We start from the raw sequence: 12,932 nt of genomic DNA on the forward strand, positions 1-12,932 counted from the left end.
ACCTATTACTGAATAGCTTGTTCCTGCTCCACTTCTTACATTTAATGCACCATTTACTTTTACTGTTCCACTTTGGATTGTTGTAGAGCTACTATTTCCATTATTGTTACTATTACTGTTACTTCCATTATTACTGTTTCCGCTATCAGTACTTCCACTATTATTACTTGATGATACTGTTACATAATCTTTACTTACATAACCATATCCACTTCCGTATTTTATCTTATACCAGCTTCCACTTGTTTCTACTATTTCTACTTTTGCTCCATTATTTAATGAACCTATTACTGAATAGCTTGTTCCCGCTCCGCTTCTTACATTTAATGCACCATTTACTTTTACTGTTCCACTTTGGGTTGTTGTAGTACTTCCACTATTATTGTTAGCATTGCCTCCAGAATTATTTAATATAACATTTGATTCTAAGTACTCCATTATTCCATTAACAATACCCTCTGCAACTTTATCTTGATAGCTGCTAGAACTTAAACTTTTAGCTTCTGTTGGATTTGATATAAATCCACACTCAACTAAACTTGAAGACATACTTGATGTTCTAATTACTGCATAATTGGCAGTCTTAACTCCTCTATTAACACCATTAGTCGATTGTATTAAATCTTCCTGTATTTCACTAGCTAATTCCTTACTATCTTGTCTTGTTGAATAATAGTAAGTTTCTATTCCCTTAGCACTAGAACTTGTTGCAGAGTTTTGATGTATAGAAACAAATATATCAGATCCCCAATTATTTGACATTCTTGTTCTATCCGTTAATGATAAATATGTATCATCATATCTACTCATTTTAACTTGTACACCTTTTGCTTTTAACTTAGCTTCTATCTTTTGAGATATTTGCAAGTTTATTTCATCCTCAAGTACTCCATTTTGAACTGCTCCATTATCATATCCTCCATGACCTGGGTCAATGAATACTTTATAATAATCCCTATCAACATTTTTAGTTATTCCTCTTGAATAAGAAGCTGTAGATACTTCATTTTCTGTTATACATACTTCTAAAATATATACTGTATCATCTATTTCTTGAGATACAAATGTACTTCCTACAGATTTTCCTACCAACTCCCCATCAACTATCTCTGCTACATTTTCGTTATAAATAGTCCAACCTTCATTTATAGGTAAGTTTATAGCTTCACCAACAGTTAAAACTAATCCGTCTTCTAATACAATTTCTTCATTCTTATATTTTTCTAATAATTTAATTAAGTCACTTTCTGATACATTATAAATTTCTTCTGCTCTTGCTATGCTAGAAGGAGTTATTAACATTCCTGAAACTATCAATAGACTTAATATCTTTAACTTATTAATATTAACCACCTTGCTTTCTATTTACTTATAAATTAGAATCATATACTACATTATACATAAAATTACGGCAAAATAAACCAAGTTTTAACGAAAATTTTGGTGTAATTTAAATTTATCTATATGTATTCATTTAAATTAATTACCATATTCCCCTTTTATTACCTTAATTAATTTTCCTTCTAGACCTATTACTGTTTTTTTATTTCTAATATATCCACTTATAATATCAATTGCTTCTTTAGATATAACTTCACCTGCACAAATTAATGGAATTCCAGGTGGATATGGAATTAATGCTTCCTTTGAAATTCTACCTACACTTTCATAAATATCTACATATTCAAATTCCATATTAAATACCTCATATGGCTCTAATACCTTCTTAGGAATTAAACTATAATAATTTTGATACTGTATATCTACTATTGATAATAAGTCTAATTTTTCAAGTGAATCATATATTTTTTCAAAGTCTTTTTCTAAGTTAAATGGTGATAAAATTAAAACTACTCCCCCTGCAAAACTCATTTCACATTGTATATTCGTATTTCTTAAGTAATCTAATAATTTATGTCCACTATATCCCTTGGGTAATATCAATATATATCTACTTGAATCTAAATTATATCCATTTGGTAGGTCTCTTTCATTTAAAATACTTACTTTAGTTAACCTATTGATTTTATCGATCCACTTATTGGCTAAATCAATTAATTTATCATAATCTTCTTTCCCATAATTATCTAAATAATATCTTGAATAATCTAATGATGACATTATTAAGTATGATGGTGATGTAGTCATAAACGCTTTTAAATAAAAATCAATATTATTATCATTATTAACCAAAAGATATGAACCCTGAGTTAAACTTGGCAATGTCTTATGTGCACTTAAAACTATATAGTCCGCATATTTTACTATAGATTTAGGTAATTTTTCAGTTATTCCATAATGTGATCCATGGGCTCCATCTATAATTATTTTCAACCCTTTTTTCTTTAGTTCTATTAATGTATTAAATATATCATAACCAATTCCAAAATAATTTGGATAAGTCAATATTATTCCCCTTGCATTTTTACTTTCATCTAATGCCTTGTATATTTCCTTTTCTGTAGGTGGTAGGAATATACCTTTATCTTCATGAATTACAGGTTCAATATATTTAACTTTTAACTTTCTTAAAATAAGTCCATTATAAACTGATTTGTGGCAATTTCTCTCTACTAAAATTTCATCGCCTTCATTAAAAGCATCAAAAATAGAAGCCAAATTTCCAGCAGTACTACCATTAACAACAAAATATGCTTTTTTAACATCATAAGTTTTTGCCAATAATTCTTGAGCTTCTTTTATGACACCTTCTGGACAGTGAAGATTATCTAATGGATCAACTTCCGTAATATCTAAGAACCCCATATTATTTACAAATTCTTTTCCTATATCATCTCTTAAAAATCCAATACCACTTTTATTTCCTGGCATTGAAAGAATAAGATTATTCTCTTTTTTATATTTTAAAACTTCATCTAGTAACGGTATTCTTTTGCTCATATTTTCCTCTTCTTAAAAAATTAATTTACCCCTTATCAAGATTGACTTAATTACTTATCACTTGTACTGTCATATTCTTAAACACCTTATTAGCTGTGTCAATAATATAATCTATAGGTAGCTTATCTAAATTTTCAGTTTCATCAATGTATAACATACCATCACCAAACATAGTATCATATGTTGATATTCCCATTGCTAATCTTACACTTTGCTCATTTGCAAATAACCTCTTTAATCTAAAGCTCTTTATTAAAGATTCAATATCATCCTTTTGTAATTTAGATCTATAGCTATCAATATTTTTTACTAAAGCCTTAACTATGTCTATAGACTTTTCCACATTTTCATGTGAAGTACTATAAGTAATTTTATAAACTTTTATATGTTCTTCATTAGCTACTCTTGTTAATACATCATAAACTAAAGCATTTTTTATTCTTAATGTGTCAAATAGAATCGAATTTACTCCTTCTCCAAAGTATTGATTAAAAATTCTTAATGCTTTTATTTCCCACTGATTTAACTCATCAATAGGGAATATAATTTGAATTTTAGCACTATTAATCTCTTCCTTGTTATCTATAAATATTCCATTCTTAGGAATAGTAATGATTTTTTCCATTTCAGGTAGTTTCTCACTTCTCCAATCTATAAAATATTCTTCTACCATATCTCTTACTTCTTCAAACTCTAAATCTGAAATAATAGTAATAGTTGCATTATTAGCACAATAATAATTATTAAAAAAATCTATTGCATCATCTATTGTCATACTATTTAATGATTCTTCAGTACCTATAATAGGATACTTAACTCTCCTATTCTCCATACAATTATAATAAAGCTTATCTTCTGTGTATTGCTCTAAGTCTTCATCCCATTCCTTAAGTTCTTGCTTTATTACTTCCATTTCTTCCTTAAAACCCTCTTCAGTAAATACTGGTGCTAAAAGAATATCTGAAAATAAATCTAATCCTTTCTTTAAGTCATAACTTAACAAAGTTCCATAATATACAACATAAGGATAATTAGTCATAGCATTTTGGAAACCAAATATACTACTTAACTCTGTATTTATTTCTTTTTCACTTCTTGTCTCTGTTCCTTTATATACCATGTGTTCTGTTACATGTGCCACTCCTAACACTTCACCATCACGAGCTGCCCCTGCATCTAATGATATGCATATAGAGCTTAATTCACTATTACTCTTTTTATAAATAAATTTTAATCCATTGTCAAAAATAAATTCCTTCATTATATGTATCACCTCTTTTTTAATTATATCATTTTTTATATTATGCTTTTCTATCTAATTTAAAGTTATAATACATTCTATCTTTATATAGTATATTGTTATATAAAAATGTTGTTAGCAACACTTTTATATAACATTAGTAAATATAATTAAATATTTATTAATATATCTTACTATTTAAATAGCCAGTCCATCGATCATATAATTAAATTATTTTTCTTAAAGTTACTTTTAATAAACAAAAACAAGCCATTATCAAAATTGATAATCGCCTCATAATACTTATATGTATATAAAACTCTTAATCACTCTTATACAATTATATAGGTATTACCTTTGCCTTTATTTTCTCCCAGGATATATATGTGTTTATTTCTGCTTTGACATTAACTTTAAAATTTATTTTTTCTAAAACCGGTTTATCTTTTTTATATTCTATACTATTTTTATACTCAAAAGCTCTCCAGCTTAAGTAATGTCCTAAATATTTACTAGCTACCCCATTAAATTTACTAAGCCATCTTTTTATTTTATTAGAATACTCTATATCTATATTTGAAATCTTATTTTCTTTTAACTTAACTTTATTAATTTCATTAAATCCTTTTGCAAAAACTTTTAATCTACCATCTAAAAACCCAACAACATAAGCTTTCCTATCTAATCGTGGAATAATATTATCCCTTATATCAAATAATCCAATAAAATTTCTAGCAGCAAAGATTGGAATAATATCTATATAATCATTGACTGCATTTACTATTATAATCTTATCTCTTTTTTCTCCATGATACTCTCTATCTCCTTTAAAATTTTCATTCAAAACTAGTTTTGTTAATTCAACATACGAACCTATCTTTTCAATATAATTTTTTTTACAGAAATCATGTAAAAATCTATGCCTCCAGAAAAATGCTGTTACTAATGTAATATTCATTCTAATAGCACATTCTCTTAAAGATATGCCTTCAAGAAAAACTTCAAAATATTTTTCCCACATCCCTTTAAATTTTTTAGAATATCTAAAAGGACTATTTATATCATTACTAAATGTTTTTCCACAGCCTTCATTCTTACATTTATACCTTTGAATACCATTATAAAAACCATACTTAATAAATTTCTCTCCTTCACAATATGGACATAAATTTTTATTCTCTTTATCACACTTTTGACAACTATTATTCGATTTTCTACATTTCCTTATATCTTTATCATTAGATTTATTATTCATTAAAATTTTATAGATATTAATCATAATTACATCACCAATTGTAATTATTAACTTATATCAATAGTAATAAACTATTTTTATTTACTTTTTTAACTTCTTCCTCAAATTTTATTTATAATATTCATATTTACAATTATAAAAAATAGCAAGAACAGATATATTCTCTTGCTCTTGCTACTTAATAATTTATTCAGCTTTAAGTGCTATTGCACATTCAATTCTCTTCTTTTGCATTTTACATCCAACTTCATATGGTATATTAATATCATTGTTAAATGCTATGTTGTTTGCTTGACATCCTCCACTACAATAGAATCTCGCCCAACAGCTCTTACATTTTGGCTTGTTATAAATATGAGCTAGTTTAAACTTCTTACCTAATTCTGAGTCATAACTATCATCAAAAATAGTACCTAACTTATATTGCTCCTTACCAACAAATTGGTGACATGGATAAACATCACCTTGTGGAGTTATTGCAACATACTCAAATCCTGCACCACAACCTGAAATTCTCTTATAAACGCATGGTCCACCATTTAAATCAACCTTGAAATGATAGAAATTAAATTCCTCTCCAGCTTTTTTTCTTTTCACCATCTCTTCATATAATTTATCATAACTTTCAAATATCTTTGGTAAATCCTCTTCTCTTAATGCTAAAGGATGTCCATCTTCTAAAACAACTGGTTCTATAGATATTTCTTTAAATCCTTCTTCAACCATCATTTTAACATCTTCATAGAAATCAAGATTTGCTCTAGTAAATGTTCCTCTTACAGTGTGAGCCTTCTTCTTATCTCTTTTTTCAACCATCTTTTTAATATTAGGTAAAATGTCATTATATGATCCTGAACCATCAATTTTAATTCTTACCTTATCATTTACTTCTTGTCTACCATCTAATGAAAGAATTATATTTTCTAATTCTTTATCCATATAATCCATCATTTCGTCAGTTAAAAGAGTTGCATTAGTAGTCATAGTGAATCTAATATTTTTATTCCATGCCTTTTCATTTTCTCTAGCATATGCAATTATTTCTTTGATTCTATCCATGATCATTGTTGGCTCTCCACCAAATAAATCAATTTCAATATTTCTTCTTGGACCACTTCTCTTAACTACATACTCAATTGCTTTTTTAGCAGTTTCAACAGACATTACTCCTTTATGTCCATTATATTCTCCTTCATCAGCAAAACAATACTTACATCTTAGATTACAAGCATGTATTATATTTAAACATACTGCTTTTATACAATCTCTATCATCCATTGATGAATGTGCTATATCTTCATATTGATCTTGTGTATATAATATTTCCTGATCTATAAGTTCTAATAATTCTTCATAAGCTTCGCTTATAGTTTCTTTATCATACTTATCTCCAAACTCTTTTATAAGTTCTTCTTTATCTCTTAGTTTATTATCGTCCACTAAATCATAAACTAATTCATCTACAATATGTACAGCACCAGTATTAACGTCTAAAACAAAGAAATTATCTCCCTGTTTAAATTTGTGTATTAAAGCCATTTCAATTTCCTCCTAGTAATATTTTTCCCCTATATCTTGAAACAATATCTTATTTAATCCTAATGTCAATTTGATAAATCAACTTTCACCAACTAATAAAGTTAAGCAGCAACTTATCTCAAGTTACTGCTTGTCTTTAATTAGTTTTCACACTCTAAGTTAGCAACTGTACAAGAAGTTTTGCAAGCTGATTGGCATGAGTTTGCACATTCCTTACATGCTGGTTTGCATAAGCTATTTTTGATGTTTGTTTTGTTGATTGTTTTTATGTGTTTCATGTCGAATCCTCCATATTTCAAATATAACATTGGTAATTATAGCACAGTTTTTCATGGTAATAAAGTATTTATTTTCTAGCACTGTCCCCTATTACCTTTACAGTAAAATATATTGAAAAAATATTTATATTATTACTTTAACTAAAATTTTATTTTCAATAAAACAAAACAGCATTTACATTAATAGTAAATACTGTTTTTATTCTATAAAGAAGTTTCTTTTTTTATTTCTTCTATCATGTCTTCTTCTGATAAAGTCTTATCATCATATGAACTATAAATATCATTTAAATGCACTGTATAATATACATTCTTACTTTTCTTTTCTTTTTTATTATTATTTCTATTCTCTTCATCAACATTCTTAGTTTTTTTATCTATATTATTCTTTACTAAAACACCTGCAGCAACTGATGCTACAACCGCTGATAATGCCCCAAAAATTAACTTTTTATTGTTTTTAATGCTCATATCCTCCACCTCACTGTTATAAAAATTATATACAGATTAACTATTTTAGTCAATTTACAAAACCGTTAAATTTTTATTAAATATTATAATTTTAAGTTTTAATTTTTTAGTTAAGTGTATCTATTTTTAATATTAACATTATTTATGTTTTTCTTACAATACTGCTTATTATTTATTACTAAAATTTTCTCTTTCTATATCTATACTATCCTTTATATCATTAAAATTATTTTTATTATTAGATTTAACTATATCTTCAACATCTACAATAGAAGTATTACTACTTTCACTTTCTATAAGAATATCATCATCTATTATACTATCTTTAAATTTATTCATAATTTTCTCCTTACTCTCATAACTTCTTATTTATTAAATTAATAATTTCCTCAATATTTTCATTTACATCTATATCACCATACCAATTTTCTAAATCTCCCTGTTTATTATCTCCAAAATATTTTGCCTTAAGTATTATTTCTGGTCTATATTCAAAATGTAGGATGTCAAAATGAGCCCACTTATCTCCCCAAACAAATCCATGATTCTCAAAAGCATTAACAATTGCCTGTGGATAAGAAGCTATTCTTTTGCTTCCTTCCTCCTTAGATACCCACTTCCAATAATCCGAATCATTTCTATTTAAATCAATTGAAATTCCATATGCATGTGCACTTAAAAGTCCAGTATCTTGTATATATCTATAATTATATCCACCACTTAATGGAGCTACATAAGATTCATCTCGTGACCCTCTTTGAAGTGTATTTGAAATATCATTTAATGCAGCGTTCAGTTCTTCACTGGCTTTATTAACAGTACTGAACATTACTGTTCCATAATAAGTTGATGTTGACTTTAAGTTTTTCTCAATTTCACTTTTACTTTCTCCATACATGGCTCCTAAAAATCCATAATTTCTTATTCTACCTGGATCATAATTATCATCCATTACTTTATCAATCATATTAAGTGGATAAATATCACTTAATGTATCTTCTAAATCAGCATTAAAAAACTTTTGATCATAAGTTTTTTCTTTTTTATCATCGTATAATATTTTCTTACCATTTTTCATTACGATATAAATAGAATCATTAGAATCTTTTTCTATATCTATTATTTGCTCAGGATAAGCTAACATAAGAACTAATAAATCTTGCTTTACATGAGTAATATACTTACTCTCTTCTATAGTAATTCCATAAACCTTATATGGTATAAATAATAGTATCATTACAAAACATATTATTTTTATTCTATTTTTCATCCACTTCACCTCTTATAGATATAATTTTGTTTCGATTTTTCTATCATATTCTGACCAATTTCCTGCCTCTGTTTTTTCTTTTATTTGAGATATTTTATTCATGGTTGCATCTATAGAATCTGCAGAGTTAAGAAATACATCTTTCTTCATTATCTATTTCCTCCAATGCCCTAAATATTATAATTTAGTTTAACCTAAAGAACGAGTATTTAAAGCCTAAATATCTTTTAAACTTTAAATACTCCATTGAATTAATATTTAATAATTATTAATCTATTCTCCAATTCCACTCTTTTCAAAACTTTCTGTGAAGCCATGTGTTAATTTATTTATTGGTTTCTTAAGGAATAGTGAAATAAGTATAAATATTGCTCCATATATTAAAAGTACTACTATATCCTTAATTAATACACTTTGAACAACTCCACCAATTGCTTCTCTTGCAAGTGAAATAGCATAAGTAAATGGTAAAAATGGATTAATAACTTGGAAGAACTTTGGTGTTAATTGAATAGGGAAAGTTCCTCCTGAACCACCAATTTGTATTACTAATAATACAATACCTAAAACTTTACCTATATTTCCAAGCACAGAGCAAAGTGAATATAAAATTAATGTAAATATAATACTTGTAAACACACTACCTAATACGAATAATAATGGATTTACACAATATATCTTTAATATATATATATCTCCTACAGAAACTATTATAGCTTGAATTATTGCTATGCTCATAAATAATAACATTTTTCCAAAATATTGTGATATAGCTGAATATTCACCCTTAGCCTCAACTGTTAACATTGAAGCTAGTAATAATAATCCTACCCACAATGATAATACAGTATAAAATGGAGTCATTCCTGTTCCATAATTCCCCATCGAGAATAATGTATTTGTCACTATTTCAACTGGATTTGCAAGGAAATCACTTCTCTTTTGAACGTCACTCTTTAATAGATTTACTATATCTTGTAAGTCAGCACTATCCTTTATTCCTTCAACCCTGCTTATTAAATCATTAATCATATTTTCAGCTTCTGGAAGCTTCTCTTTTACAAACTCTATTCCTTCTATTCCCTTATCCGCACCTTGATATACAGTAGTTAATAATTCACTAACTTGTGGTAATTTTGCTTCTGCTTCACTTAATACAGACATAGCATTATCTGCTACAATATATGCATCATCAAAAATAGTATTTATTTTTGATACTATCTCTGAATCAAAATTATTATAAATATTATTAGTTATATTGCTAATGTCATTTGAAAGTGCCATTATGTTATTTAATAACGATAAATTTGGCTTTTCTCCATTAGCAATACCATCTTTAATAGTATTTAACGCAGTGATAGCTGAATCAATTTTACTACTAACTGTTTGTAGATTACTTATTATATCATCAAATTTACCTGGACTAAATTTATTCATAGTTTCAAGAATATTAATTAATGAATCAGCACTCTTATTTATGCTATTTAATTTGTCAAGTAAACTATCTATCATAGCCGGTACATTTTCTGAACCTGCATTTATTGCATCTATCAATGCACTTGTGTATGTTGATACATCATTAGATATCTCATTTAATATTTTTATATCATTTTTAATTATTGGAGCGATATTATTTAAACTACTTTTTGAAGTACTTAAAAATCCCTTTACTTCTGCACTTAATTTTTGCGCATTTTCAACTGTTTCTTTTATCATAGGAATATCTTCTTGAATTCCTACAACTAATGTTTTAAGCTGTTCTGCCCCTTGAACAGCTAGATTAACAGTATCATTAATATTTCCAAAATTCCCTTGAACATCTAATAATGCATTATAAATTGTAGTTATTTTAGGAATTTGATTTTCAAGCTCTATTCCTAAATCATTTGCTAATCCAAATATTGTATCACTTACAGTACTAACTATTGCTTTGCTTATCTTTTCTTGAACCGCAGTAGCACCTTTATCAGTAAGCTTAGGTGCAATAGCATTTATTTTCTCATTAACTGTATAAATTATTTCACCTTTTTCTATATCATCTGTTACAATAGATGTTAAATTCTTAGAAAAATCTTCTGGTATTGTGATCATCGCATAGTATTTTCCCTCTTCAACCATTTGATTTGCTTCTTCTTCACTAATAAACTGCCACCCCATCTGTTTGTTATCTTTCAATTCATCAACAACAGTATTTCCTAAATTTATATCTTCTCCATTTAAAGTTGCTCCCAAATCCTTATTAACTACACCAATTTTTATTCCACTTGTTGCTGACTCTGCATATGGATCCCAGGATGCTTTGATATTAAACCAAGCATACAAAGAAGGTAATATACATAATGCTACTACAACAATAAGAGCCCCATAATTTGTAAATATATTTTTTAAATCTTTTTTAAAAATTTCAAATGCACCCTTCATTTTTCTACTCCTTTGACCTTTACTTACTTTCGAATAAATATATATTATCATTTTGGTACTAAAATTCAAGTTTTAGTTTTATGCTATTTTTCTTCTATTTTTACTATTAATCATCATTTTTCTAATTATTAAAACGTTTTTTCTATGCTTAAATAAAAAATTTTTTTAATAAAATTTAAACACGCTATTAACATTTTATTCATCTTTTTATCTCCATTTTTTATTCTACTTTTGTTTTTCACCTTTTTTAAATTAATATACTATGTTAAATTTATCAATTTACTAATAAATTTTAATTTATATGTATAAATTTCTATACTAAAATTATTTTTAGTGTATACTAATATAGATACTAAAAAATACCGAGGAGAAAATAACGAATATGTCATTTAATGAGCTTAATTTAAATTCAAATATAATAGAAGGTTTAAAACTTCAAGGAATTACTTCTCCAACAGAAGTACAAAGCCTAACTATTCCAAAAGCATTAGAAAACTTAGACATTATTGCAGAGTCACATACTGGTAGTGGAAAAACTTTAGCTTACATATGTCCTATTTTTCAAAAAATAAATACAGAAAAAAAAGAAATGCAAGCTATTATACTTGCTCCAACCCATGAATTAGTTATGCAAATTGATGCACAAATAAAACTACTTTCAAAGAACTCAAATATGAATGTAACTTCTCTTACTATAATGGGGGAATCTAATATTGAAAAACAAATAAAAAAACTTAAAGAAGTAAAACCACACATAATAGTAGGTTCAGCAGGAAGAGTTCTTGATTTAATTAAAAAGAAAAAAATATCTGCTCATACTATAAAAACTATAGTTATGGATGAAGCTGATAGCTTATTAGCTAAAAATAAATCTACAATAATAAAAGATATAATAAAATCTACTATGAGAGATAGACAGCTTATGTTCTTCTCTGCAAGTATAAATAATACAGCCTTAGAAATTTCTAAATCATTAGTTAAAGAAGTTCATATAGTAAAATCAGAATCTAAATCAGTTTTAAACCCAAATATTTCTCATATGTTTATTACTTGTGAATTTAGAGATAGATTTGAAACTTTAAGAAAACTATTAGCCGCTGAAAGTCCTGAAAAAGCTATAGTGTTTATTAACAATAGCACAGAACTTCAAAATATTAATGAAAAGCTAGATTATCATAAAGTTAAATCTACAGCTATTTTCGGAAATGCTTCAAAAGAACAAAGACAAAGATCAATAGAAGCTTTTAGAAATGGAAAATTTAATGTTTTAGTTTCTTCTGACGTATCTGCTAGAGGTTTAGATATCCCAGAAGTAACTCATATTATAAGTATGGATTTCCCTGAAAATCCTGATGAATATTTACACAGAGCAGGAAGAACAGCACGTGGAAACCTTTCAGGCTCTTCAATTTGTATAGGTACAAGACGTGACTTAGATGCTATAAAATCATACCAAAAAGCTTTCAAAATTAAATTCAAAGAAATGAAATTATACGGTGGTAACTTAATACCAGTTAAATAAAAAAATTTAATTCTTAGCTTCAGATAAAGTTAAAC

11 protein-coding genes and 1 pseudogene are annotated in these 12,932 nt (G+C 26.8%); 1 reads left to right on the forward strand and 11 read right to left on the reverse strand.

All coding sequences use genetic code 11. The features are described from left to right. From Q0Y03_RS08820 to Q0Y03_RS08870, 11 genes and pseudogenes are all read right to left on the reverse strand, one after another. Positions 1-1,353 (reverse strand): N-acetylmuramoyl-L-alanine amidase (locus Q0Y03_RS08820; protein ID WP_297713464.1); only part of this gene is annotated, 1,353 nt, incomplete at its 3' end. A 126-nt stretch (positions 1,354-1,479) separates the two neighbouring features. After that, entirely contained in the window at positions 1,480-2,901 is a 1,422-nt protein-coding gene (locus Q0Y03_RS08825) for an aminotransferase class I/II-fold pyridoxal phosphate-dependent enzyme (protein ID WP_297713465.1), read from the reverse strand. A gap of 46 nt (positions 2,902-2,947) precedes the next feature. After that, entirely contained in the window at positions 2,948-4,162 is a 1,215-nt protein-coding gene (locus Q0Y03_RS08830; protein WP_297713467.1) for a pitrilysin family protein, read from the reverse strand. A 319-nt stretch (positions 4,163-4,481) separates the two neighbouring features. Further along, entirely contained in the window at positions 4,482-5,420 is a 939-nt protein-coding gene (locus Q0Y03_RS08835; RefSeq protein ID WP_297713468.1) for a hypothetical protein, read from the reverse strand. A gap of 162 nt (positions 5,421-5,582) precedes the next feature. Beyond that, positions 5,583-6,935, reverse strand: a complete 1,353-nt coding sequence (gene scfB, locus Q0Y03_RS08840; RefSeq protein ID WP_297713469.1) for a thioether cross-link-forming SCIFF peptide maturase — start codon at positions 6,933-6,935, stop codon at positions 5,583-5,585. Positions 6,936-7,075: 140 nt separating this feature from the next. Beyond that, on the reverse strand, positions 7,076-7,213 hold the full coding sequence (gene scfA, locus Q0Y03_RS08845) for a six-cysteine ranthipeptide SCIFF (protein WP_291677670.1): 138 nt from the start codon (positions 7,211-7,213) through the stop codon (positions 7,076-7,078). Positions 7,214-7,417: 204 nt separating this feature from the next. Then, positions 7,418-7,684: a hypothetical protein gene (locus tag Q0Y03_RS08850; protein ID WP_297713470.1), complete on the reverse strand. Its 267-nt coding sequence runs from the start codon at positions 7,682-7,684 to the stop codon at positions 7,418-7,420. Between the two features lie 168 nt (positions 7,685-7,852). Continuing rightward, the gene (locus tag Q0Y03_RS08855; protein WP_297713471.1) at positions 7,853-8,023 is read right to left on the reverse strand and encodes a hypothetical protein; all 171 of its coding nucleotides are present in this window, start codon (positions 8,021-8,023) and stop codon (positions 7,853-7,855) included. 16 nt (positions 8,024-8,039) lie between these two features. Next, positions 8,040-8,954 (reverse strand): M15 family metallopeptidase, encoded by a 915-nt coding sequence (locus Q0Y03_RS08860; RefSeq protein ID WP_297713472.1) that lies wholly within the window; start codon positions 8,952-8,954, stop codon positions 8,040-8,042. Between the two features lie 12 nt (positions 8,955-8,966). Next, positions 8,967-9,104 (reverse strand): annotated as a pseudogene (locus tag Q0Y03_RS08865) (phosphohydrolase); the annotation flags it as partial. A 123-nt stretch (positions 9,105-9,227) separates the two neighbouring features. After that, the gene (locus Q0Y03_RS08870; RefSeq protein WP_297713473.1) at positions 9,228-11,375 is read right to left on the reverse strand and encodes a YhgE/Pip domain-containing protein; all 2,148 of its coding nucleotides are present in this window, start codon (positions 11,373-11,375) and stop codon (positions 9,228-9,230) included. Positions 11,376-11,757: 382 nt separating this feature from the next. Here Q0Y03_RS08870 and Q0Y03_RS08875 point away from each other — a divergent pair, with 382 nt between their 5' ends. Next, complete coding sequence (locus tag Q0Y03_RS08875; protein ID WP_297713474.1) at positions 11,758-12,897, forward strand: DEAD/DEAH box helicase; 1,140 nt, start codon at positions 11,758-11,760, stop codon at positions 12,895-12,897. The last annotated feature ends 35 nt before the right edge of the window (positions 12,898-12,932 follow it).

Source organism: Clostridium sp. (genome assembly GCF_026168755.1).
Lineage (GTDB): Bacteria > Bacillota > Clostridia > Clostridiales > Clostridiaceae > Clostridium.